The sequence below is a fragment of the Streptomyces sp. NPDC001980 genome (assembly GCF_040296885.1).
Taxonomy (GTDB): domain Bacteria; phylum Actinomycetota; class Actinomycetes; order Streptomycetales; family Streptomycetaceae; genus Streptomyces.
The window spans coordinates 1-23,773 of the sequence record NZ_JBEOYD010000049.1 but is presented as its reverse complement, the minus strand read 5'-3'; the positions used below and the strand labels follow the sequence as shown (position 1 = coordinate 23,773).

Annotated in this window: 22 protein-coding genes and 1 pseudogene; 6 read left to right on the top strand and 17 right to left on the bottom strand. The window is 72.7% G+C overall.

Annotated features, from left to right (window positions below):
- Positions 1-15: 15 nt before the first annotated feature.
- From ABT137_RS43765 to ABT137_RS43745, 5 genes are all read right to left on the bottom strand, one after another.
- Positions 16-1,518 carry a VMAP-C domain-containing protein gene (locus ABT137_RS43765; protein WP_351717985.1) on the bottom strand — a complete coding sequence of 501 codons (1,503 nt, stop codon included), beginning with the start codon at positions 1,516-1,518 and terminating at the stop codon, positions 16-18.
- A 174-nt stretch (positions 1,519-1,692) separates the two neighbouring features.
- Positions 1,693-4,239, bottom strand: a complete 2,547-nt coding sequence (locus tag ABT137_RS43760) for a polynucleotide kinase-phosphatase (RefSeq protein WP_351717983.1) — start codon at positions 4,237-4,239, stop codon at positions 1,693-1,695.
- Positions 4,236-5,714 (bottom strand): 3' terminal RNA ribose 2'-O-methyltransferase Hen1, encoded by a 1,479-nt coding sequence (locus ABT137_RS43755; protein ID WP_351717981.1) that lies wholly within the window; start codon positions 5,712-5,714, stop codon positions 4,236-4,238. The genes ABT137_RS43760 and ABT137_RS43755 overlap by 4 nt, the downstream gene beginning before the upstream one ends.
- A gap of 242 nt (positions 5,715-5,956) precedes the next feature.
- The gene (locus ABT137_RS43750) at positions 5,957-6,883 is read right to left on the bottom strand and encodes a DUF4232 domain-containing protein (RefSeq protein WP_351717979.1); all 927 of its coding nucleotides are present in this window, start codon (positions 6,881-6,883) and stop codon (positions 5,957-5,959) included.
- 99 nt (positions 6,884-6,982) lie between these two features.
- Positions 6,983-7,906 (bottom strand): LLM class F420-dependent oxidoreductase, encoded by a 924-nt coding sequence (locus ABT137_RS43745; RefSeq protein ID WP_351717977.1) that lies wholly within the window; start codon positions 7,904-7,906, stop codon positions 6,983-6,985.
- 244 nt (positions 7,907-8,150) lie between these two features.
- Between ABT137_RS43745 and ABT137_RS43740 the strand changes: the two genes are divergently transcribed.
- The gene (locus ABT137_RS43740; protein WP_351717975.1) at positions 8,151-8,312 is read left to right on the top strand and encodes a hypothetical protein; all 162 of its coding nucleotides are present in this window, start codon (positions 8,151-8,153) and stop codon (positions 8,310-8,312) included.
- 10 nt (positions 8,313-8,322) lie between these two features.
- Here the strand turns inward: ABT137_RS43740 and ABT137_RS43735 are convergent, their stop codons facing one another.
- The 4 genes from ABT137_RS43735 to ABT137_RS43720 form a co-directional block, all read right to left on the bottom strand.
- Positions 8,323-8,781 carry a DUF6099 family protein gene (locus ABT137_RS43735; protein ID WP_351717973.1) on the bottom strand — a complete coding sequence of 153 codons (459 nt, stop codon included), beginning with the start codon at positions 8,779-8,781 and terminating at the stop codon, positions 8,323-8,325.
- Positions 8,782-8,999: 218 nt separating this feature from the next.
- Positions 9,000-9,374: a nucleotide pyrophosphohydrolase gene (locus ABT137_RS43730; protein ID WP_351717971.1), complete on the bottom strand. Its 375-nt coding sequence runs from the start codon at positions 9,372-9,374 to the stop codon at positions 9,000-9,002.
- Positions 9,326-10,579: an AAA family ATPase gene (locus ABT137_RS43725; RefSeq protein ID WP_351717969.1), complete on the bottom strand. Its 1,254-nt coding sequence runs from the start codon at positions 10,577-10,579 to the stop codon at positions 9,326-9,328. Before ABT137_RS43725 ends, ABT137_RS43730 begins: the two co-directional genes overlap by 49 nt.
- A gap of 118 nt (positions 10,580-10,697) precedes the next feature.
- Positions 10,698-11,087: a cell division protein SepF gene (locus ABT137_RS43720; RefSeq protein WP_351717967.1), complete on the bottom strand. Its 390-nt coding sequence runs from the start codon at positions 11,085-11,087 to the stop codon at positions 10,698-10,700.
- 238 nt (positions 11,088-11,325) lie between these two features.
- Here ABT137_RS43720 and ABT137_RS43715 point away from each other — a divergent pair, with 238 nt between their 5' ends.
- Positions 11,326-13,113 carry a hypothetical protein gene (locus ABT137_RS43715; RefSeq protein WP_502984670.1) on the top strand — a complete coding sequence of 596 codons (1,788 nt, stop codon included), beginning with the start codon at positions 11,326-11,328 and terminating at the stop codon, positions 13,111-13,113.
- Here the strand turns inward: ABT137_RS43715 and ABT137_RS43710 are convergent.
- Positions 13,094-13,609: a YceI family protein gene (locus ABT137_RS43710; RefSeq protein WP_351717965.1), complete on the bottom strand. Its 516-nt coding sequence runs from the start codon at positions 13,607-13,609 to the stop codon at positions 13,094-13,096. The genes ABT137_RS43715 and ABT137_RS43710 overlap by 20 nt on opposite strands.
- Before the next feature lie 101 nt (positions 13,610-13,710).
- Here ABT137_RS43710 and ABT137_RS43705 point away from each other — a divergent pair, with 101 nt between their 5' ends.
- From ABT137_RS43705 to meaB, 4 genes are all read left to right on the top strand, one after another.
- Positions 13,711-14,208: a MarR family winged helix-turn-helix transcriptional regulator gene (locus tag ABT137_RS43705; protein WP_351717963.1), complete on the top strand. Its 498-nt coding sequence runs from the start codon at positions 13,711-13,713 to the stop codon at positions 14,206-14,208.
- A 113-nt stretch (positions 14,209-14,321) separates the two neighbouring features.
- Positions 14,322-16,127, top strand: coding sequence for a methylmalonyl-CoA mutase family protein (locus ABT137_RS43700; protein WP_351717962.1), 1,806 nt, complete (start codon positions 14,322-14,324; stop codon positions 16,125-16,127).
- Positions 16,127-18,286: a methylmalonyl-CoA mutase gene (gene scpA, locus ABT137_RS43695; RefSeq protein ID WP_351717960.1), complete on the top strand. Its 2,160-nt coding sequence runs from the start codon at positions 16,127-16,129 to the stop codon at positions 18,284-18,286. The genes ABT137_RS43700 and scpA overlap by 1 nt, the downstream gene beginning before the upstream one ends.
- Positions 18,283-19,281 carry a methylmalonyl Co-A mutase-associated GTPase MeaB gene (gene meaB, locus ABT137_RS43690; RefSeq protein WP_351717958.1) on the top strand — a complete coding sequence of 333 codons (999 nt, stop codon included), beginning with the start codon at positions 18,283-18,285 and terminating at the stop codon, positions 19,279-19,281. Before scpA ends, meaB begins: the two co-directional genes overlap by 4 nt.
- On the opposite strand, the gene ABT137_RS43685 is transcribed toward meaB, so the two are convergent.
- The 7 genes and pseudogenes from ABT137_RS43685 to ABT137_RS43655 all read right to left on the bottom strand — a co-directional run.
- The gene (locus tag ABT137_RS43685) at positions 19,269-19,844 is read right to left on the bottom strand and encodes a sigma-70 family RNA polymerase sigma factor (protein ID WP_351717956.1); all 576 of its coding nucleotides are present in this window, start codon (positions 19,842-19,844) and stop codon (positions 19,269-19,271) included. The genes meaB and ABT137_RS43685 overlap by 13 nt on opposite strands.
- Positions 19,845-19,980: 136 nt before the next feature.
- Entirely contained in the window at positions 19,981-20,652 is a 672-nt protein-coding gene (locus ABT137_RS43680; protein ID WP_351717954.1) for a hypothetical protein, read from the bottom strand.
- Between the two features lie 198 nt (positions 20,653-20,850).
- Positions 20,851-21,573, bottom strand: a complete 723-nt coding sequence (locus ABT137_RS43675) for a hypothetical protein (protein ID WP_351717952.1) — start codon at positions 21,571-21,573, stop codon at positions 20,851-20,853.
- A gap of 129 nt (positions 21,574-21,702) precedes the next feature.
- Entirely contained in the window at positions 21,703-22,581 is an 879-nt protein-coding gene (locus ABT137_RS43670) for an alpha/beta fold hydrolase (protein ID WP_351717950.1), read from the bottom strand.
- 18 nt (positions 22,582-22,599) lie between these two features.
- Positions 22,600-23,322: an alpha/beta fold hydrolase gene (locus ABT137_RS43665; RefSeq protein ID WP_351717948.1), complete on the bottom strand. Its 723-nt coding sequence runs from the start codon at positions 23,320-23,322 to the stop codon at positions 22,600-22,602.
- Between the two features lie 39 nt (positions 23,323-23,361).
- The gene (locus tag ABT137_RS43660) at positions 23,362-23,631 is read right to left on the bottom strand and encodes a hypothetical protein (protein ID WP_351717946.1); all 270 of its coding nucleotides are present in this window, start codon (positions 23,629-23,631) and stop codon (positions 23,362-23,364) included.
- Between the two features lie 13 nt (positions 23,632-23,644).
- Positions 23,645-23,773: pseudogene (locus tag ABT137_RS43655) on the bottom strand (esterase); the annotation flags it as partial.

Genomic DNA, 23,773 nt, shown 5'->3' with positions numbered 1-23,773 from the left:
GCTCTCTTCAAGGCCCTAGTCGGCGGTCTGGACGTCCACCAGCCGATTCGGGTCGTCCCAGAAGAAGGCGATGTGCCTGCTCACCAATTGCGGTCCGGCCACGTTGAGTTCGGCCCTGCGTCTGAGTTCGTGAATGACCGCGGGAAGCCGGGCCGACTGCTGGACGGCCGCGAACACGGCCGACACCACTTCCCGCCGCTCCTCCGGGAACTCGCCTCTGCGATCCCAGACCGCGAGCCCGATCCCCTCCGCGATGGCCGCCTTGAGCGCCCCCGTCGCGGTCCCGCCGTCTGGGGCGTCGAGCACCGCGGCCGTACAGCTCGGCTCGGCGGCGAGGGTGGCCTGCCAGGCGTCCAGTCCCATGGGATCGGAGGCCCGCCAGCCGTGGACCGTGATGCCCTGGTGCTGCAGTGTGTGCCACCGTTCGCGCCACTGCGCCCGGACCAGAACGTCGTCGGTGCGCATCCGCTCCAGGCTGCGCAGGTGGACTCCGTACTTCAGACCCAGACGCAGCGGGTTCCCGTCCCCCGACCGGACGGCCAGGCCGGCCACATCGTGGTTCAGCAGGTCGTAGGGCAGAACGAACTCGACGTAGGGCGTCGGTTCGCTGCGGTCGTGCAAGGAGCCTTCGGTGCCGCCGGCAAACCGCAGCGCCCGTCGCAGAGCACGTTCGACGGCCTGACCGAGGCCTTCGAGGGTGGTTGTCTCGGGGTCGGCCTGCTGGGGCTGCCAGTGTCCCGGAACCGTGTTCGTCCAGGGGCGGACGACGACGTCCCCGGAGCCGTCCCTGGCCGGCTCGACGGCCACGACCAGGCATCGGGGGATCGTCGGGTCGGCAGTGGTGTCCGCCCGGCGGGTCCGGCGGTGGGCGAGGACGCCGAGCAGCCCACCGCGCTCCGCCCACCCGTCCGCCCATACGGACAGGGCGTGCCGCCAGCCCGGGTCCCGCACCAGCTCAGCCGCCTGGTCCATGAGCAGCACCGCAGGCGGGATCCCGTCGGGCTGCACATTCAGCTCCGCCACAAACACGAAGAGCTGACGAGAGGAGAGGCCGATGGGCAGGTCCTGGTGCAACTCGGCGGCGAGCCCGTCCCGTAATCGAATCGCGGACAGCTTCTCCTTGACAGCATCCAGAAGCACGAGCGCGGATTCCGTGTCCCGCCGGGTCAGTGGACCGGGCAGCGACGGCGAGAGGCTGCTCCGGCCCAGCATGACCAGCAACTGCTCGAGTTCCGCTGCGGCCTCGGAGCCCTCGAAGACCGCCACCACGTCGATCAGCACGCGATCGCCCTCGGGTGCGTTCAACGCTGCTCGTGCCAGCGCGACGACATCCTCGCGCTGTTTGCGGCCGCGCAGGTCGACCCGCACGTCCAGCTCGTCCGAGAGCACCCTGGCAAAGGCCACTCGCTCGGCCTGGTCCTCCAGACAGCTCAGCTCACACAGCGCCTCTGTCAGACGGAACAGCAGGTCCCTTCCCGGCACGCGCCCGAACTCGCCCATTCCTGCCGCTGTCTCCACCGACCTTCCCCCATGAGCCGGTACAACTGACTGGCCAGCGAACGTAGCACGGCGGCTCCCGGCCTATCCAGGCCGCCGCAACCCGGCATGCAAAACTCGCGCCCCGCACGAAGGAGTTCACGCGCAGGTCCGGGAGAGTGGGCGCTCACCCTCCCGCCGGCCGGGGACTCGCGCTCACAGCCGCGGGTCCACCGGCTCCGACTCCAGGGCCAGGACCCCGAAGACCGCCTCGTGCACGCGCCACAGCGGCTCGCCGTCCGCGAGGCGGTCCAGGGCCTCCAGGCCGAGGGCGTACTCGCGGATCGCCAGGGACCGCTTGTGGTTGAGGAAGCGGCCCCGCAGCCGGGTGAGGTTGTCGGGGCGGGTGTACTCCGGGCCGTAGATGATCCGCAGGTACTCCCGGCCCCGGCACTTGATGCCGGGCTGGACCAGCCGGCCCTGCGGGTCGCGGACCACCGCGCCGGCCGGCTTGACGACCATGCCCTCGCCGCCCCGGCCGGTCATCTCCAGCCACCAGTCGACGCCGGCCCGTACCGACTCCGGGTCGCCGGTGTCGACGTGCAGGCGGCGGGTGGTCTGGAGCATGCCGGTGGGGTCGTGCTCCACCAGCCGGTCCAGGAGGGCGAGTTGCTCGTCGTGCGGGAGCGCGGCGAGGCTGCGGCCCTGGACCGCGAGGATCTGGAACGGGGCGAGGCGCACTCCGTCCAGGCCTTCGGTGGTCCAGCAGTAGCGGCGGTAGGCGTCGGTGAACGCGGCCGCGTCGGCGGCGCGTTCGCGCTGCCGGTCGTGCAGCTCGCCGACGGCGACACCGCGCCCCGCCGCGCGCTCCAGGGCGGCGAGCGCACCCGGGAAGACCGCGCCGGAGGCGGCGCCGACGGCCGCGTACTGGGTGCGCAGCAGCCCGGAGGCCTTGAGCGACCAGGGCAGCAGTTCGGCGTCCAACAGGAGCCAGTCGGTGGCGAGTTCGTCCCAGAGACCGGCCGCGTCGATGGAGGCGCGGATCCGGCCGAGGATCTCCTCGGTCACCGACTCGTCGGTGAAGAACGGGCGTCCGGTGCGGGTGTAGAGGGAGCCGGTCGGGCCGGGGGCGACGCCGAAGCGCTTGTGGGCGACCTCCGCGTCCCGGCACACCAGCGCCACCGCCCGCGAGCCCATGTGTTTCTCCTCGCACACCACCCGGGCGACCCCGTCCGCGGCGTACTGGGCGAAGGCCTCCGCCGGGTGCTCCAGATAGCCCTCGACGTGCGAAGTGGCCGTCGGGGCCATGGTCGGCGGCAGGTACGGCAGCAGGCGCGGATCGACCGCGAAGCGGCTCATCACCTCCAGGGCGGCCGCCGCGTTCTCCTCGCGGACCGCGATCCGGCCCTGGTGCCGGGTCTCGACGACGCGGCGCCCGTGGACGTCCGCCAGGTCCAGCGGACGTCCGTCCTGGCCGCCGGGCGCCTCGGTCTGCAGCGGCCGGGCCGGCTCGTACCAGACCCGCTCGGCCGGTACGTCGACCAGCTCCCGCTCCGGCCAGCGCAGCGCGGTCAGCTTGCCGCCGAAGACGGCGCCGGTGTCCAGGCAGATGGTGTTGTTCAGCCAGGTCGCCTCCGGGACCGGGGTGTGGCCGTAGACGACGGCGGCGCGGCCCCGGTAGTCCTCGGCCCACGGGTAGCGCACGGGCAGGCCGAACTCGTCGGTCTCGCCGGTGGTGTCGCCGTACAGCGCGTGCGAGCGGACCCGGCCGGAGGTGCGGCCGTGGTACTTCTCGGGCAGCCCGGCGTGGCAGACGACCAGCTTCCCGCCGTCGAGGACGTAGTGGCTGACCAGTCCGTCGATGAACTCCCGTACCTGGGCCCGGAACTCCTCGCTCTCGCCGTCCATCTGCTCGATGGTCTCGGCGAGTCCGTGGGTGTGCTGGACCTTGCGGCCCTTGAGGTGACGGCCGTACTTGTTCTCGTGGTTGCCGGGCACGCACAGGGCGTTGCCCGACCCGACCATCGACATCACGCGGCGCAGCACGCCGGGGCTGTCCGGGCCCCGGTCGACGAGGTCGCCGACGAAGACCGCGGTACGGCCCTGCGGGTGCACGCCGTCGGTGTAGCCCAACTTGGTGAGCAGGGACTCCAGTTCGCTCGCGCAGCCGTGGATGTCGCCGACGATGTCGAAGGGGCCGGTGAGGTGGGTCAGGTCGTTGAACCGCTTCTCGGTGACGACGGTCGCCGACTCGATCTCCTCGACGCCGCGCAGGACGTGCACCTTGCGGAAGCCCTCGCGCTCCAGGTGGCGCAGGGAGCGGCGGAGTTCGCGGATGTGGCGCTGGATGACCCGGCGGGGCATGTCGGCGCGGTCGGTGCGGGCCGCGTTGCGTGCGGCGCACACCTCCTCGGGCACGTCGAGGACGATGGCGATGGGCAGCACGTCGTACTGCTTGGCCAGGTCGATCAGCTGGCGCCGGGACTCCTGCTGCACGCTGGTCGCGTCGACGACCGTGCGGCGGCCGGCGGCGAGGCGCTTGCCTGCGATGTAGTGGAGGACGTCGAAGGCGTCCTTCGTGGCGCTCTGGTCGTTCTCGTCGTCGGAGACCAGGCCCCGGCAGAAGTCGGAGGAGATGATCTCGGTCGGCTTGAAGTGGCGCCGGGCGAAGGTGGACTTGCCGGAGCCGGAGGCGCCGACGAGGACGACCAGGGAGAGGTCGGTGACGGGGAGGACCCGTCCGGTGCGCTGTGTCTCGGTCATGCCGCCTTCGCCTCCTTCGCGACGCGTACGGTGGCCGTGCTTATGTCAAAAACGGCCATCTGGGTCGGCGGGCCGACCTCGGGGTCGTCCGGGCCCACGGGGGTGAACTCGACCTCGTAGCCATGGAGTTCGGCGACCCGGTGGGCCCAGGCGCGGAACTCCTCGCGGGTCCACTCGAAGCGGTGGTCGCCGTGCCGGGTGTGGCCGGCGGGGAGGGTCTCCCAGCGGACGTTGTACTCGACGTTCGGGGTGGTGACGAGGACCGTGCGCGGGCGGGCGGCGCCGAACACGGCGTACTCCAGGGCGGGCAGCCGCGGCAGGTCGAGGTGTTCGATCACCTCGCTGAGCACGGCGGCGTCGTACCCCTTGAGCCGCTTGTCGGTGTAGGCGAGCGAGCCCTGGAAGAGGTTGACGCGGGCGGCCTGCCGCTCCCCCATGCGGTCCAGCTTGAGCCGCCGGGAGGCGATGGTGAGCGCCCGCATCGACACGTCGACGCCGACGATCTCCGTGAAGGACGGGTCCTTCAGCAGCGCCTGCACCAACTGGCCCTGGCCGCAGCCGAGGTCGAGGACGCGGGCGGCGCCGGAGCGCCTGAGCGCGTCGAGGATCGCCTCCCGGCGCTGTACCGCGAGCGGGGTCGGCTTCTCCTCGGTCTCCGTCTCCTCCTCGACCGCGTTGTCGATCTCCTCGACCTCGCTGTCGTCGGACTCGGCGAGCCGTACCAGCTCCAGCCGCTCCATCGCCTGCCGGGTCAGCGACCAGCGGCGGGAGAGGTAGCGGCTGGTGATGAGCTTCTGCTCGGGGTGGCCGGGCAGCCAGCCCTCGCCCGCGCGCAGCAGTTTGTCGACCTCCTCGGAGGAGACCCAGTAGTGCTTGGCGTCGTCGAGGACGGGGAGCAGGACGTAGAGGTGGCGCAGCGCCTCGGAGAGGGTCAGCGCCTCGGACTCCAGGACCAGCCCGACGTAGGGCGAGTCGCCCCACTCCGGGAACTCGGTGTCCAGGGCGACCGGTTCGGCGGTCACCGTCCAGCCGAGCGGCTCGAAGAGGTGCCGTACGAGGTCGGGGCCGCCGCGGGCGGGCAGCGCGGGCACCTCGACGCGCAACGGCCTCGGCTGCGCCGGGGCGTCGGGGCGGGCCCTGCACACGCCGCGCATCGCGCTGGAGAAGACGTTGCCGATCGCCACGGCGAGCAGTGAGGAGGCTGCGTAGGGGCGGTCGTTGACGTACTGCGCGAGCGCCGCGTCGGGTGCTCCGCCGCGTCCCTTGCCCTTGCCGCGCCGGACCAGCGCCACCGCGTCCACCTCCAGGAGCAGCGCCGCCGTGCAGCGCCCGGCGTCCGCCTCGGGGTAGAAGACGTGCGCGATGCCGTGCGAGGTGGTGAAGGTCTGCGCGTTGTCGGGGTGCTTGTGCAGCAGGAACCCGAGGTCGGTCGCGGGGCGTTCGGGGGTGCCGGTGGTGGTGATCGTCAGGAACACGGTGGGTCGCCTCGAAAAGGATCAGGAAAGGGCGCGAAAGCACTGGTCGTGCGCTTGTTCGCGGTTCCAACGTATCTGGGGACGCGGGGCGGGTGCGCGGAATTTCTCCCGGGGCGAGCGGGGCAGCGCCCCAAAGGGGCGCTGGGGGTCCCCCGGCCGAAGGCTGGGGGAGGAACTGCGCGACCAGCCACGACGGAGCCGCGGACGAACAACGACGCATCGCGGCTCTTCGAGCGGAACGCTCAGCTCTCGGCCCGTTTCCAGGCGCCGACGCCGAGCTTGCCCGTGGTCCCGAGATCCAGGTCCGGGGTGACCATTACGGGCGCGGCGCCCGGCTTCGCCAGGACCCGGACGTAGGGCACGTTCACCGCCGTGCCCGCCAGCGTCGTGTTGCGCCAGATCAGGCCGGAGAGGGCGGTCTCGCCGGGTTTCAGGACCAGCGGGGTCGGCGGGCCGTCGAAGCCGGTTCCCGTGGCGATGGCGGCGCCGCCGTGCAGGATGCGGATGCCGTCGACGGGCTCGCGGTCGTCGTCCAGGAGGCTCAGCTCCGGGTAGCCGTCGAGCGTGTAGTCCCGCTTTCCGCAGTTCTCCAGGTGGAGTCCGACGACGCGCAGGCCCATCGCGGCGTCGCCGTCGTCGGCCCACAGCCGCACACCGGAGGCGGGGCAGGCGCCGGTCCTGGCGGGTGCCTCGGCGGCGGGGACCTTGCTGACCTTCTCGACCTTCACCCTGGTCACCGGGGAGGCGCCCGGGGCGAGCGTGCCCAGGTCGACGGTCCCGGTCGTGCTGCGGCCCGGCGCGACCGCGGGCACGGTCACCTCCGTGGTGTCCATGACCGCGCCGGTGTCCGTCGTGAAGGCGAAGAGCACGGTGTAGGTCATGGCCTCGTCGCCGTCGTTGCCGACCTGGTAGGCGGCGGAGATGCCGGAGTCGCCGGGCAGCCGGTCCGCGTGCACCGAGCCCGGGGTGGCGGACGGGGTCGGGGAGGCGGCGGGGATGGTGACCGAGGTGATCCGGACGCCGTCCACCGGGGGGTCGGTGACGGTGGCGCGGGGTGCCGGGACGGTCGCGCCGGCTCCACCGCCGGTGGCCGTGTGCTCCGTGCCGCAGGCCGTGGCCAGGAGGAGGACGGCGGCAGGGGCGAGGAGACGGGGGTGGGGTCTGCGCATCCGGCCACCTCATCAGGGCGGACGCCGGGCGACTGTGACGGAAGCCACAGCTCCGGCCACAGCCGTGTCACAGCCGGCCGGATGCGCGACCCCGGCCGGTTACGACAGCTGCGGCTGGACCTGGGCGGAGATCAGCTCCAGGTGGTCCAGGTCGGAAAGGTCGAGGATCTGGAGGTAGAAGCGGCGGGAGCCGATCTCGGCGTAGCGGCCGATCTTCTCGACGACCTCGGCGGGGGTGCCGGCCAGGCCGTTCTCCTTCAGTTCGGCGACCTCGCGGCCGATCGCGGCGGCGCGGCGGGCGACCTCCTGGTCGTCCTTGCCGACGCAGACCACGAGGGCGTTGGAGTACGTCAGCTCGTCCGCCCCGCGCCCTGCCGCCTCGACGGCGGCCCGCACCCGGCCGAACTGCCGCTCGCTGTCCTCGACCGAGGCGAACGGCATGTTGAACTCGTCGGCGTACCGCGCGGTCAACTTCGGGGTGCGGCTGGCGCCGTGGCCGCCGATCAGGACCGGGATCCGCGCCTGGGCGGGCTTGGGCAGCGCGGGCGAGCCGGTGAGGTCGTAGTAGGTGCCGTGGAAGTCGAAGGTGTCGCCGAGCTTGGTCTCCCAGAGTCCGGTGACGATCGCCAGCTGCTCCTCCAGGCGGCCGAACTTCTCCTTCGGGAAGGGGATGCCGTACGCCTTGTGCTCCTCCTCGAACCAGCCCGCGCCGAGGCCGAGTTCGACCCGGCCGCCGGACATCTGGTCGACCTGGGCGACCTGGATGGCGAGCACGCCGGGCAGCCGGAAGGTTCCTGCGGTCATGAGGGTGCCGAGGCGGATCCGCTTGGTCTCGCGGGCGAGTCCGGCGAGGGTGATCCAGGCGTCGGTGGGGCCGGGCAGGCCGTCCACGTCGCCCATCTTCAGATAGTGGTCGGACCGGAAGAAGGCGTCGAAACCGAGGTCCTCGGTGGCCTTGGCGACGGTGAGGAGGGTGTCGTAGCTCGCGCCCTGCTGGGGCTCGGTGAAGATACGAAGGTCCATACACCTATCCTGCACGGCCCCCGCCCCGTCAACGGCATCGGCACCGCCTGTCACGGGCGTCCACCCTCGGGTGAATATCGTCAACGGCCGGGCCGCCGGGCGGCGCGGGCCAGTGACCGGCCTGTGCGGTGATCGTTGGGTGGGGGGAGCCGGGCCGTCCGGCACCCGCGCCGGACGGTCGCCGTCGCCGCGCGTCGTTCGTGGCCCGTCGCCGACGGCGGGCCGGGGGGCCGAGGAGGCCGTCTTGTCCGAAGAGTCCGTTCCACAACGGGGTGGCCCCTCGTCCGGTCAGCCGAAGGGGCTGCTCCAGCAGATGGAGGAGCTCATGGCGGCGTTGAACGCGGACCTCTCCGCACTGGACGCGGACCTGCAGCGGCCCCCGAGGGAAGAGGCCGACCTGGGCTAGGAGACACGTCCTAGCCGTCGTGGACCTCCTCCCGGGCCGCCAGCTTGCGGAGCATCTCCAGGACCCTGTCCCGGGACTCGTCGGCCGCGTCGATGGCCTCCATGCACTGCCAGTACGTCGCCTCGTCGGCCGCGGCACTGGCCATGCCGACCAGCGCGATGCCGGCCTCGGCCAGGAGGCCGCCGAGGCTCAGCAGGGTCAGGCGGGCGTCGTCCAGTTCGGTGAGCTGGGCGGCGCGCAGGGTGCCGGGGTCCAGGTCGGGGGTGCCCAGCACGCCGCAGCCCCGGCCCGCCAGCTCGGTCAGGCCGAGGGCCTCGCCGCGCAGCTCGGGCGGGCCGGATACGGCCAGCCGGCTGCCGATCGCCTGGGCCAGGGCCTGGGCCTGCCACACCTCGGTCATCATCTCCGGAACGCCCGCGCCGTGCGCCAGCGCCTGTCTGCTCGCCACGATGAGCCGCATCGCGTCCATCCGTCGCCCCGTCCCCGTCGGTCCGAACTGCCTTGCCGCACTCAGTAGTTCACTACCCAGAGTGAGGGTTCCTGAGACGCGGAGCCAGGGGAAGACGGAAATCTGTGGACAACAATTCGGATTCGGGCGGGGTATTGGATACTGAGCGTTAAATTGGAATGCCGTACTCCTTGCCCGCGCCGCCCGGCGGTCGGGCGCTCCGGCGATCCGACGGTCCGTCAGACGGGCGGGAACCGCTTCTCGTTGCGGTCGATCTTCGCGGCCAGTGCGGCCAGCGGGTCGATGTCCAGGACGTCGCAGAGCTGGAGGAGATAGGCGAGGACGTCGGCGACCTCGTCCGTGACCCGGTGGGCGGTGCCGGGGTCGGCCATCACCCGGGACGACTCCTCCGGGGTCAACCACTGGAAGATCTCGACCAGTTCGGACGCCTCCACACTGAGGGCGGAGGCCAGGTTCTTGGGGGTGTGGTACTGCCGCCAGTCGCGGGCGGCGGCGAACTCCGCCAGCCGGCGCCGGAGTCCCGCCACGTCGAGGGGTTCGTCGGTCACGCGTCCAGGTGTACCACTGTGATCGCCGCCGTTCCCTCGGCCCATGACGCGTCGCTCACCGCGCCGACGAGCCGGATGTGGCCGCGTTCGCCCATCAGGACGGCCGTACGCAGGAGTTCGGCGCGCTGGCCCGGGTCGAGGGCGCGGTCGAAGCCGTCGGCGAGGACGGTGAGGCCGCGCATGGCGTCGGGCACCTCGCCGGGCGCGTCGACCGCCAGGACGCCGGGTCCGGTGAAGAGGACCAGGGCGAGGGCGAGGTAGCGCAGTTCGCCGTCGCCGAGCCGCTCCAGTTCCGTGCGGTGGCCGTCGCCGCGGTCGAGGAGCGCCCGTACCGTGCCGTCGCCGAGCGGTTCGGCGAGCAGGTCGACGACGGGGCCGGCGCAGCCGGTGCGCACCGCGTCGACGAGCAGGCCGTGCCGGCGGCCGCATTCGGCGCGGGTGCGCCACAGGACGTCGGCGAGGTTGTCGCAGCCGCGCAGCAGCCGGCCGGAGCCGGTGCGTACGGGGGTCCGCATGCATTCGGGCCGCGGGTCACAGGGGAACACCGACCGCAGGGCGACGACCATCTGCTCGGCGGCGGCGAGGACCTGCCGCTGCCCGTCCGTCTTCCCGGCGACGCGCAGCGGCAGCAGGGCGGTGCCGAGGCGGTCGTCGGGGAGCGGCGCCCGGGTCACCGGCGCGGAGCCCGCGGTGTGCCAGGCGGCCTGCACGGCCGGGCGGCTCGGGTCGCGCAGCGCGGTCTCCAGGAGCACGAGGCCGCCCGCGGTCAGCCGTTCGCCGACGATGCGCAGTTCCGGCTCGGCCTGCACGGCGAGGTCGAGCCGCACCGGTCCCTCGGCACCGTCGGCCGTACATCCGATGCGGAACCCCCTGCGCCGCTGCGCGTCGGGCCGGGCCCGCTCCGGCACCAGCGCGCCCGGGGCCGGGAACACCTCCGCGAGCGCGGCGCCGCCCCCGAGCCGGGCGAGCGCCTCGTAGGCCGCGAGCGCCGCGCTCTTCCCGCTCCCGCTGGGCCCGGCGAACAGGGTGACCTGCCCGACGGGAAAGGTCGCACCACGATGCCGGGCGAAGGCGGAGAGCCGGAGTTCGGTGACGCGGGGGCGGGGGTCACGACGGGGGGTGGGGTCGGGGGGTACGGGAAGGGCGGGGGGTGCGGGCTGAGGCGGGGTGTCCGGGCGGCCCGGGCGGGCGCGCGGCACCGGCTCCGCCGAGCGATCGGATCCGGCGGACGGGGCTGAGGAGACGTCCATACGCGGACCGTAGGACTCCGCGGAACAGCCGAACCGTTCCGCCCACGCGCTCTTCCTTCGATCGGGGGATGCCCCGGCCGTCCTGCGGCCCGGCCCGGCCGCTCCGCCGGACCGGCCGTCAGCCTCCCGAGACCCCCGCACCCTCCATCAGCCCGCCGACCTCCGTGCCGGGCGGGGTGAGGAGGAAGACGTTGCGGTCGACCCGGTGCATCCCGCTGGCCAGGCCGAAGACCACGCCCGTGCTGAAGTCGAGGACGCGCTTGGCGACCTCCGTCTCGGCGCCGGTGAGGTCGAGCAGGACCGGTATCCCGGCCATCAGGGTCTCGGCGACATCGCGGGCGTCGGCGAAGACGTTGACCCGCAGGACGACGAAACGGCGGCGCGTCTCGGTCTCCGCTTCCGGCAGCGCCCGGTGGTCCACTGCCGACGGCCAGGCGTCGCGGCCCCGCAGCGGCACCACCTGGGCGAGCCCCTCCCACTGTTCATCGGTGACGTCGTAACGGCTCACCGGCTCCCCCTGACCTGACTCGCACTCGATGCCTGCACCAGCCAATTCTTACGCCAAGTCACCCGTTCGGCCCAACACCGACACGAGGTGGGAGCGTTTCCGGGTGCCCGCGCACGAAAGAAGTGATCTTGTCACTATTGAGGCGATTGCCGCGCATTGGGGGCTTCTTACCGCCCTCACACCGGACTCTTCTCCTCCTGTGACGCCCCGCTCACCGCCCGCGATTACCGTCCGGTCCGTGCACTTGGCAGAAACACAACAGGTGACACCCGACCGGCGGACACAGTCGGCGGTGTCCGCCGCCCCGGGCGATGCCGGAGCCCCGGCCCCCTGGCACCGGGTCCTGACCCTCCTCGCCGACATCGGTCTGTTCATCGGTACCCGGTCGGTGTGGACGCAGGCGGTGACGCACCACCAGGTCCTGGCGGCGCTGATCTCCCTCTGCTACGTCTCGATCCTGGTGACCGGCGTGCTGACGCTGACCGTCCGCAGCACCCGGTCGCTGGCCCGCCTCGACCTGGTGGTCCTGGTCACGGCGGTGGCGCTGGCTCTGTGTGCCTGGGTGCTGAACCACAACGGCGGCGACGAGGGCGCCCTCACCACCCAGGCCGCCAGGGAACTCCTCGCCGGCCACCCGGTGTACGGACAGCCCTGGCCCTGGCTGTTCGGCAGCAAGGGGGTCGCCCTCACACCGACGATAGGCGGCGGCTACGACTACACGTACGGCTATCCCCCGCTGGCCCCGCTGCTGACCGTCCCGTTCCTGTGGCTCGGCCACCACGGCGCCCCCGCGACGGCGGTGTGCGCGGGCGCCCTGATCACCGGCACGGTCGTGCTGTGGCGGATGCTCCCGGTGCCGTGGCGGTCGGCGGCGACGCTGTCCTGCCTGGGCTTCGGCTTCCTGTCGACGTACGCCCGGGTCGGCTACCCGGCGGTCATCGCCCTGGCGCTGCTGATCCCGGTGGTGGTGCGCTGGCCGCGGATCGGGCAGGGCGGCCGGCTGGGCGCGGCCGGGATCGCGCGGGCCGCGTGCCTCGGGGCCGCGTGCGCGGCGCAGCAACTGCCGTGGTTCGTCACACCGTTCCTGCTGGCCGGCGTCTACGCGGTGCGGCGCGGGGAGCTCGGCGGCCGGGCCGCCGCCCTGGTGGTCCTGCGGATCGCCGGGGTGGCCGTCACGGTGTGGCTGCTGATCAACACGTACTTCATCGCGTCCGAGCCCGGCCGCTGGCTGCGCGGGATCGCGCTGCCGCTCATCCAGGGTGCCGTGGTGCACGGCCAGGGCCTGGTGGACATCACGCTCTACTACACGAACGGCAGCGACCGCATCGACTGGTACTCGCACGCGAGCATGCTCCTCGCGGCGGCCCTGCTGGGCCTGTTCGTGCTCTTCGTACGCCGTCTCGGGCCGGCCGCGACCGTGCTGCCGTGGCTCGCCTTCTTCCTGGCGACCCGCTCCCAGGACGGCTACTACCTGCTGATGACCCCGCTGTGGCTGGCGGCGGCCGTCACCGCCCCGCTCTCGGAGTTCGAGCACGCCTGGCAGCCGCGCCCGGCCCTGCTGACCGGACCCCGCCGCCGCCCCGCCCTGATCGTGACGGTCGTCCTGCTGCTCACCCCGGCGCTGGTGAGCGCGGCGCTCGCGGTCTCCGGCCGGCCGCCGCTGCGGATGGAGATCACCGCTCTGCGGCGCACCGGGCACCAGGCCGAGGTGGTCAGGGCGATGACGCTGAAGGTGGTCAACACGGGGAGCGTCCCGCTCACCCCGCACTACACGCTCACCACCGGCCAGGGCATGAGCAGGTACTGGCTGCTGGTGCGGGGGCCGGCGACGATCCCCGGGCACGGCACGGCGAGTGTCGAACTCAAGCCCTCGAACGGCCGGTTCGGCATCCCCGTCAAGCCGAGCACCCGGATCCGGCTGCGCGCCTTCACCGCGGATCCGCAGACGCTGTCCAGCCAGGACGTGCGGATCAGCCGGACGGTCCGCCAGGCCGCGGGGCGCCAGGTCAGGCCGCCGCGCGGGTGAAGCGCAGGGTGGCGGTCACCGTGGTCGGGCCGCCCATCATGCGCATCTGGTTGAACGTGACGCCGAACTCCTCGCGCACCACCGTGAACTCCGCCTCCAGCGTGAGCCCGTCGGCGTCCGCCGAGACCAGCTTCGCGGTGACCTGCTGCGGCCTGCTGATGCCACGGACGGTGAGCTGACCGTCGACGTGCACCGCGTCGCCCGCGCCCCGCTCGGCGCCGCGCACCGCGAAGGTGATCTCCGGGTGGTTCCCGGCGTCGAAGAAGTCGGCCGAGCGCAGGTGGTCGTCCCGCTTCTTGTTCTTGGTGTCCAGGGAGGCCGCGTCGATGGTCAGGCTGCCGGTGGCGGCGCCGTCGGCGGTGACCTCGCCCCGGCCGGTGACGCCCGTGAAGGTGCCCTTGACGGTGACCAGGCCCCACACCGACTTGTGCCGGAGGGCGACGGTGGAGGCGGTCGGGTCGAGCTGCCAGAGGCCGGTTTCCACGGTGACGGTCATGGCCGTACTCCGATCCATTGATGGTTCAAATTTGGATGACTAAAGGGATGACTGCACGCTAGCCCAATATCCAAATTTGGACAACAGGTAGACTCGATGTCATGGCCGCCGACCAGGAACACCCCGCAGAGCTGCCCGAATGTCCGTCCCACGCGGGCGGCGGGCTGCTCCCGGCCGAACTGCGCGCATGGATGCTGCTGCTGGCCGCGACCGGTGCGGTGGAGCAGCGGCTGCGCTCGGTCGTGAAGGAGACGCTGGACGTCTCCCACGACGAGTTCCTGATCCTGTGCCTGCTGGCCGAAGTGGAGCGCGAGGGCCTGCGCATGACCCGGATCGCCGAGCTCCTGGGCCGCCCCAAGACCCGCCTCACCTACCAGATCGCCTGCCTCCAGCACGCCGGTCTCGTCACCCGCAAGGCCGCCTGCGGCGACAAGCGGGGCATCGAGGTCGCCCTCACCGACAAGGCCCGCCGCCAGATCCAGGACGCCTCCGCCGCGCTCGCCGGGACGGTCGGCCAGGCGGTCGGCCACGTCATCGGTCCGGAGCAGCGCGAGGCGCTGTGCGCACTGATCCCGGAGCTCGCCGACGACACGCCCTGACCGTACGAATCCGGTCACTTCACCCCCGGGAGGCGCAGGTCACAACCACGGCGAGGGCAAGGTCACAGCCCTGCCACCCGTGCACTTTTGGCGCTCTGCCCTAGCATCCGAGCATGACGGTCCTGCCTGACGACGGGCTCCCACTGGCCGCCGAGTTCCCTGACGCGACGCAAGAGCAGTGGCAACGCCTGGTCGAGGGTGTGCTGCGCAAGTCCGGCAGGGAAGTCTCGGGCGAGGCCGCCGAGGACGCCCTGTCCACGACGCTGGAGGACGGGCTGCGCACCCGTCCCCTGTACACGGCGCGCGACACCGCCCCCGACCCCGGTCTGCCCGGCTTCGCGCCGTACGTGCGCGGTGGCCGTCCGGAGGGCGGCGTCGCGGGCGGCTGGGACGTACGGCAGCGGCACACGGCCGCCCCCGACGGCGCGCTCCTCACCGATCTGGAGAACGGCGTCACCTCGCTCTGGCTGCTCGTGGGCCGGGGCGGCATCCCGGTGCCCGGCCTCGCCCGCGCCCTCGACGGCGTCTACCTGGACCTGGCCCCGGTGGTCCTGGACGCCGGCCGGGACACCGAGGCGGCGGCGGCCGAGCTGTTCCGGCTGTACGACGAGAAGGGCGTCGACCCCAAAGCGGTCCGCGGCAACCTGGGCGCCGACCCGCTGGGGTACGAGGCCCGCACCGGTACCGCCCTCCCCTTCGCTCCCGTCGCCGACCTGGCGAAGCGGTGCGCCACGGAGTTCCCGGGCCTGCGCGCGCTGACCGTGGACGCGCTTCCGTACCACGAGGCGGGCGGCTCGGCCGCACAGGAACTGGGTGCCTCGCTGGCCACCGGGGTGGCCTGCCTGCGCGAGCTGACCGAGGCCGGTCTCGGCATCGAACAGGCCCTCGGGCAGCTGGAGTTCCGGTACGCGGCGACCGCCGACCAGTTCCTGACCATCGCCAAGCTGCGCGCGGCCCGCCGGCTGTGGGCGCGGGTCGCCGAGGTCAGCGGGGCCGCCGACGCGGGCGCGCAGGTGCAGCACGCCGTCACCTCGCCGGTGATGATGAGCCGCCGCGACCCGTGGGTGAACATGCTCCGTACGACGGTCGCGACGCTGGCCGCCGGGGTGAGCGGCGCCGACTCCGTCACCGTGCTGCCGTTCGACCACGCGATCGGCCTGCCGGACGCGTTCGCCCGCCGGATCGCCCGCAACACCTCGACGATCCTCATCGAGGAGTCCCACCTGGCCCGGGTCATCGACCCTGCGGGCGGCTCCTGGTACGTGGAGAAGCTGACCGACGAACTCGCCCACGCGGCCTGGGAGTTCTTCCGGAGCATCGAGCGGGACGGCGGCCAGGCGGCCGTGCTCCGCTCCGGCCGCCTGCGCACGGACCTGGCGACCACCTGGGCCGAGCGCTCCAAGAAGCTCGCCAAGCGCCGCGAACCCGTCACCGGCGTCAGCGAGTTCCCGTTCCTCGCCGAGAAGCCGGTCGTGCGCGAGCCCGCGCCCGAGCCGCCGTCGGGCGGCCTGCCCCGCGTCCGCCGCGACGAGGCGTACGAGGAGCTGCGCGCCCGCTCCGACGCCCACCTCGCGGCCACGGGCAGCCGCCCCCGGATCTACCTGGCGACGCTCGGCCCCGCCGCCGCGTACACCGCCCGCGCCGGCTTCGCCGCCAACCTCTTCCAGGCCGGCGGCATCGAACCCGTCACCGAGGGCAGCTTCGAGGAGAGCGGCGCCACCGAGGCGGTGCTCTGCTCCAGCGACGCGCTCTACGCCGAACAGGCCGCACAGACCGCCGCATCGCTGAAGGCGGCCGGCGCCCGGCACGTGGTCCTCGCGGGCCGGGGCGAGTTCGCCGGTGTCGACTCCTACGTCTTCGCGGGCTGCGACGCCGTGGCCGTGCTGTCCGAGACCCTCGACCGCATGGGAGTGTCCTGATGGGAATCCCCGACTTCTCCGGCATCGAGCTGGGGACCCCCGTCACCGACGGCAGCCCCGAGGAATGGCGGGCGGCCGGCGGTGACCTGCCGCTGTGGGAGACCCCCGAGGGCATCGGGGTCAAACCGCTCTACACCGGCCGTGACCTGGAGGGCCTCGACTTCCTCGGGACCTACCCGGGCATCGCGCCGTACCTGCGCGGCCCGTACCCCACGATGTACGTCAACCAGCCCTGGACCATCCGCCAGTACGCGGGCTTCTCCACCGCCGAGGAGTCCAACGCGTTCTACCGGCGCAACCTGGCGGCCGGCCAGAAGGGCCTGTCGGTCGCCTTCGACCTGCCCACGCACCGGGGTTACGACAGCGACCACCCGCGGGTGACCGGTGACGTCGGCATGGCGGGCGTGGCCATCGACTCGATCTACGACATGCGCCAGCTGTTCGACGGCATCCCGCTGGACCGGATGACCGTGTCGATGACGATGAACGGCGCCGTGCTGCCGGTGCTCGCGCTGTACATCGTGGCGGCCGAGGAACAGGGCGTACCGCCCGAGAAGCTGGCCGGGACCATCCAGAACGACATCCTCAAGGAGTTCATGGTCCGCAACACCTACATCTATCCGCCGAAGCCGTCGATGCGGATCATCTCCGACATCTTCGCGTACACCTCGCAGCGGATGCCCCGCTACAACTCGATCTCCATCTCCGGCTACCACATCCAGGAAGCGGGTGCCACGGCCGACCTGGAGCTGGCTTACACGCTGGCGGACGGCGTCGAGTACATCCGGGCGGGACGCGAAGCCGGCCTGGACGTGGACGCGTTCGCGCCCCGGCTCTCCTTCTTCTGGGCGATCGGCATGAACTTCTTCATGGAGATCGCCAAGCTGCGCGCGGCCCGGCTCCTGTGGGCCAAGCTGGTCTCGCAGTTCGAGCCGCAGAACACCAAGTCCCTCTCCCTGCGCACCCATTCGCAGACCTCGGGCTGGTCGCTGACCGCACAGGACGTCTTCAACAACGTCACGCGTACGGCCGTGGAGGCGATGGCCGCGACCCAGGGCCACACCCAGTCGCTGCACACCAACGCCCTCGACGAGGCCCTCGCCCTGCCCACCGACTTCTCGGCGCGGATCGCCCGCAACACCCAGCTGCTCATCCAGCAGGAGTCGGGCACGACCCGGGTCATCGACCCGTGGGGCGGCAGCGCCTACGTGGAGCGGCTGACGTACGACCTCGCCCGCAAGGCCTGGGCGCACATCCAGGAGGTCGAGCAGGCCGGCGGCATGGCGCAGGCCATCGACGCCGGCATCCCGAAGCTGCGCGTGGAGGAGGCGGCGGCCCGCACCCAGGCCCGGATCGACTCGGGACGGCAGCCGGTGATCGGCGTCAACAAGTACCGGGTGGACAGCGACGAGCAGATCGAGGTCCTCAAGGTCGACAACTCCTCGGTGCGCGCCCAGCAGATCGAGAAGCTGCGGCGGCTGCGCGCGGAGCGGGACGAGACGGCGTGCCGGGACGCGCTCGACGCGCTGACCCGGGCGGCGGACGGCGACGGCAACCTGCTGGAGCTGGCGGTGCACGCGGCCCGCGCCAAGGCGACCGTCGGCGAGATCTCGGACGCCCTGGAGAAGGTGTACGGCCGGCACGCGAGCCAGATCCGTACGATCTCCGGTGTGTACCGCAACGAAGCAGGCGAGTCCCCGAACGTGGACCGCACCCGGGCCCTGGTCGACGCGTTCGACGAGGCCGAGGGGCGCCGCCCGCGCATCCTGGTCGCCAAGATGGGCCAGGACGGTCACGACCGCGGCCAGAAGGTGATCGCGACCGCCTTCGCCGACCTCGGCTTCGACGTCGACGTCGGCCCGCTGTTCCAGACCCCGGAGGAGGTCGCCCGCCAGGCGGTGGAGGCGGACGTCCACGTGGTCGGCGTGTCCTCGCTGGCGGCCGGCCACCTCACCCTCGTACCGGCGCTGCGCGAGCAGCTCGCCGAGGAGGGCCGGGCGGACATCATGATCGTGGTCGGCGGGGTGATCCCGCCGCAGGACGTGCCGACCCTCCTGGAGATGGGTGCCACGGCCGTGTTCCCGCCCGGGACGGTGATTCCGGACGCGGCCCACGACCTGGTGAAGCGGCTGGCGGCGGAACTCGGGCACGACCTGTGATCGATGTCGACGCCTATGTGAAGGGTGTGCTCGACGGGAGGCGCGCGGTGATCGCCCGTGCCATCACCCTCGTCGAGTCCACCCGGCCACAGCACCGGGTGCTGGCGCAGGAGTTGCTCACCGAGCTGCTCCCGCGCAGCGGCCGGGCGCGGCGGATCGGCATCAGCGGGGTGCCGGGCGTGGGCAAGTCGACGTTCATCGACGCGTTCGGCACCCTGCTGACGGGGGTGGGGTACCGGGTCGCGGTGCTCGCCGTGGACCCGTCGTCGACGCGGACGGGCGGCTCGATCCTGGGCGACAAGACGCGGATGGAGCGCCTCGCCGTCGACCCGAACGCCTTCGTCCGCCCCTCCCCCAGCGCGGGCACCCTCGGCGGTGTCGCGAAGGCGACCCGCGAGTCGATGGTGGTCATGGAGGCGGCCGGATACGACGTGATCCTGGTCGAGACGGTCGGCGTCGGCCAGTCGGAGACCGCGGTCGCCGACATGGTCGACTCCTTCCTGCTGCTCAGCCTGGCCCGTACCGGCGACCAGCTCCAGGGCATCAAGAAGGGCGTCCTGGAGCTGGCCGACGTGATCGCCGTCAACAAGGCGGACGGCCCGCACGAGCGGGACGCCCGGTCCGCGGCCCGGGAACTGGCGGGCGCGCTGCGCCTGATGCACGGCAAGGACGCCTTCTGGACTCCCCCGGTGCTGAGCTGCAGCGCCCGGGAGTCGACCGGCCTGGAGCTGGTCTGGGAGCGGCTTGAGCAGCACCGGGCGCTGCTCGACTCCACCGGGCGGCTCGCCGAGAAGCGCCGTGAGCAGCAGGTGGGGTGGACCTGGTCGATGGTCCGGGACGAACTGCTCGGCCGGCTCGCCGCCCACCCGGCGGTGCGCGCGGCCGCCCCCGGCCTCGAACAGCAGGTCAGGGACGGCACGTTGACGGCGACACTGGCCGCCGAGGGCATCCTGAAGGCGTTCGGCGAGCCGGCCGAGGGTCCTCAGGCCAGCTGATCCTGGAGCGCCTCGCGGGCCCGGGCCACGCGGGAGCGGACCGTGCCGACGGGACAGTCGCTGACCTCGGCGGCCTCCGCGTACGGCAGGCCGACGAGCTGGGTGAGGACGAACGCCTCGCGCCGCTCGACGGGCAGCGCCGCCAGGAGGTCGAGGAGCGCGACGCCGTCGTCGAACCCGGGCAGCCCGTACGGCTGGGCCCGCTCGACGGCCTGTTGCCAGTCGGGGACGTCCGCCGGGCGGGGCCTGGCGGCGGCGTACCGGTGGCTGTCCACGACGGCCCGGCGGGCGATCGACAGCAGCCAGGAGCGGGCCGAGCCATGGCCTTCGAACCGGTGCAGGCTGCCCAGCGCGCGCAGGAACGTGTCCTGGGCGAGGTCGTCGACCGCCTGCGGGTCGGCGCAGAGATGGGCGACGTATCGGAGGACGTCGCGGTGCAGGGCCCGTACGAACGCGTCCACGGCGGCCGGGTCGCCGGACCGGGCGGCGAGCGCCCAGGCCGTGATCGACGCGTCGCGTTTCTCGTCCGGCACAGGGCGTGCGGGCAGGACGGAAGTGATCACTCGGTGTCCTTGTGAGAAAGGTGAGCGGGGGAAGACGGCCGTGAGGTGCCTGCCGCGGCGCGGGGCTCAGGCGGGCGTGCGGCCGCCGTGTTCGTCCGGGGCGCGCGTGGGCGCGGCCCCGGAACACCAGCTGTCGTCAGGCGACAGCCGTCCGCACGGGCGGACCCCGGGAAGTGATCGCGTGGACGAGGAGAAGCAGCCGCGGCGCCCGGTCCGAACAGCGGCGGCGCGGCCGGAGTCGCGGGCGCTCGGGGGTGGCCGGCAGGGCCAGCAGCAGCCGGAGCGGCGCGACGAGCCGGCCGGCGACGGCCCGGACGATACGGAACGCCGCGCGTTCGCCGTGGCCGAGCCAGAGGCCGCACAGCAGCGCGGCGAGGAGGTGGGCGGCGAACATGCCGGTGGAGGCGGTGCCGCCGGTGCCGAAGCCCAGGTATTCGACGGGGTCGGTGTGGGCGGGGCCCATGTGCATCGGCCCCATGTTCATGGCGGCCATGTTCCCGGCCATGTCCATATGCACGGACCCCATCGACGTCATGGGTGCCGTGCCGTTCGTCCACACCTGGGCCGCGGAGAAGCCGGAGTGCAGTGCCGTCTGGGCGCCGACCGCGGCGGAGACGACCAGTGACAGTCCGCGTTCGCGTCCGGACAGCGACCAGCCGAGGGCGCCGGTGAGCGCCAGGGCGGCGGCCAGGGCCCAGGCGGGCACCCGGCTGCCGGACATCAGGACGTGGCCCAGGGCGGCGAGCAGCACGCAGACGGCCGCGAACACCGCGGACCGTATCGTGCGTGCGCACCACCCTGCCGTCATGGCGCATCATCCTTGCATCCGGATCAGCCGCGTCAGGGAGTGGTACGGCGATCCACAGGCAGTGCGCTCAACTCACAGGTGGTGGGGGGTGGTTCACAGCGGCCGTATGTCGGCTGCAGGCCGGTGGGGGCCGGCCGCGCAGTTCCTCCCCCAGCCTTCGGCCGGGGGTACCCCCAGCGCCCCTTACGGGGCGTCACCTCAGCCCCTCACCCACGGTCCCTCCGGCACCCCCGTCCGTACCCTCGCCCCCGTCACGTCGACCACGATCGTGCGGTCGTCGTCCAGGTCCTCCCTGACCCGGCGCAGCCGCCCCGCCCCGTCGATCCAGTACCTCAGCGGGGCGTCTCCGGCGGAGAAGACGTCGTACCGGCGGCCGTCGATCCGGTCCGTCCCCAGGTGGCGGCGGCCCGAGCGGGCGATCCGGCGTGCGTCGTCCGGACGGGCGGCGGCCAGGGACAGCGTCAGGCGCAGGGCCGTGTCCAGCGAAGCGGGCCCGTAGCGGCGGCGGATCCACGCCGTCGGCTTCAGCCGCGCAGCGTCCCGTACCGCCTCCGCCGTCGACGCCGGTCTCGCCAGCGGGCCCGCGCTGCCGTCGACCTTGGGGCGGGCGACCTCCAGCCCGGCGCCGTCCCACGCCAGCAGCCCCCGCTCCGCCGCGTCCCCCGTGTCGAACCAGCCCACCGCCCGGTGCCGGTGCTCGTCGACCACCGCGCGGACCACGGCCGTACCGCCGGGCAGCGGTGCCCGTACCGTCACCTCGGCCGGGCTGTCCCGGTACGCGCGGAACGGGGTGAGGGCCATGCGCCGGGCCTCGTCCGCGGAGAGCCGGCGGGGGTCGTCGCCACCGGCGAGGAGGAACGGCAGCGCACCGCACACGCCCGTCACCGCGGCGAGGGCCGTCCAGGTCCAGGGGGATCGCATCCGTGCTCGTACCTTCGTCGCCGCTGTCCGCATGACATGTACCTACATGCGGACGGGCCGCGCCCGGTGGGCACCGGTGCGCGGCCCGCTCGGCGTCACCCGTGCGGGGTGCGCCGTTTGCCCCACGGGTCAGCCGACCGAGCCGGCCGCCTCCCTGATGACACGGGTGACCACGTCGGGGCGGGTGACCAGGGACAGGTGGCCCGCCTTCACCTCGGTGACGTGCGCGCCCGCGCGCCGGGCCATCGCCAGCTGCTCGGCCGGGACGATGACGTGGTCGGTGGTGCCGACCACGGCCCACGACGGGAGGGACTTCCAGGCGGGGGCGCCGGAGGGCTCCGAGCCCGCGCCGACCGCGAAGGGGCGCTGGCCGGCCGCGAGGAGACGCGCCTGGGCGGTGGGCACACCGTTGGCGAAGCAGCCCTGGAAGCCCTGGTAGGCGCCGTTCGCGTCCCACTTGAGGTACGCGTCGACGTCGCCGGAGGGTCCGCCCGGGTAGGGCACCAGGTTCAGGAACGTCGACGGGTCGGCCGTGACGCACGAGCCGGGCTCCGCCGCGTTGATCTGGAAGACGGTCTCGCCCTCGGCGGGGATGTACGCGTCGTCGTAGACGAGCGCCTTCACGTTGGGGCTCTTCGTCGCCGCGTTGGTGATGACGAAGCCGCCGTAGGAGTGGCCGACCAGGACCACCGGGCCGGGGATCGTGGCGAGGAAGGAGGCGAGGGTCTGGGCGTCGGAGGAGACGCCGCGCAGCGGGTTCGGCGGGGCGTAGACGGTGTAACCGGCGTGCTGGAGACGGCCCATGACCGCGTTCCAGCTGGAGGCGTCGGCCCAGGCGCCGTGCACCAGCACGATCGTCGGCTTCTTGCCGGTGTCCGTGCCGGCTGCCGCCGCCGGGGCCGCGGTCACCTGTGAGGTGGAGGCGAACAGGGCGGCGGCTGTGGCGAGCACGCAGGAGGCGGCGAGCAGCCGCGCCCGTCTCGTTCTCGGGAACGGTATCTGTCTCATGTGCTTCTCCTTCGCCGGTCAGTCGGTGATGTTGCGGACGGCCTCGCGGATCAGGTCCGCGACCTTCTTCGGGTGCGCGAGCATGACGAGGTGGGAGGAGTCGACCTCGACCGTGGTCATGCCGGCGCGCTCGTAGCCGTAGCGCTCGACGTCGGGGTTGATGGTGTGGTCCGAGGACGACACCAGGCCCCAGGACGGCTTGGTCTTCCAGGCCGCGACCGGGGCCGCCTCGGCGAAGGCCGCGCCGGCCAGCGGGCGCTGGGAGACGGCGAGCACCCGGGCGAGGTCCGGGTCCACGTCGTGGGCGAAGATCGCGGGGAACCGGTCGGTCTCGACGGTGACGTCGGTGCCGGGCTCGTCCGAGCCCTCGACCGGGAACGGCGTGTACACCAGGGCCGAGGCGAGCTCGGAGTCCGGGAACCGGCCCTGGAGCTCGCCGAGGCTCTCGCCCTCCTCCAGGGCGTAGCCGGCCAGGTAGACCAGGGCCTGCACGTTCTCCTCGGCGCCCGCGACGGTGATGACGGCACCGCCGTAGGAGTGGCCGACCAGGACGACGGGGCCGGGAATCGCCCGGACCACCGAGGCGATGTAGGCGGAGTCGCCGGTGAGGCTGCGGTTGGGTACGGCCGGGACGAGCACCTTCAGGCCGTCGGCCAGCAGTTCGGGGACGACCCGGGCGAAGCTGGACGCGTCGGCGAAGGCACCGTGCACGAGGACGACGGTGGGTGTGGAGTCGGTCATGGGAGTTCCTTGTCGGCTGTGCGAGGTCTGGGCGGGCGGCTAGCGCGGGTCGACGCCGATGTCGGTGTCGATGTCGTAGGCGGCATCCGTGTGGTCGGGGGCGGGGTGCGCGATGTCGGTCCCCATGTCGAAGGCCGCCGTCTCGATGGCCTCCTCCAGTTCTGCTTCCTCGCGCTCCGCCTTGGCCCGGCGGTGGTGCGCGGTCAGCTGGTCCTTGAGGTGCCTCAGGCGCGGGTGGCTGTCGTGGGCGGACGGCTCCGACGGCTCGGACGGCTCGGACGACGGTTCCGGCGGCTCGTTCGTGGTCACGCCTGCTCCCGGATCAGTCGGTGTGCAGGGCCGCGTGCAGGGTGCGCACGGCGAGGGTGATGGCGGCTTCGGCGGCGTGGGTCTCGCGCAGGGCGTTGAGCATGACGAAGTCGTGGATGATGCCCTGGAAGCGGACGGCGGT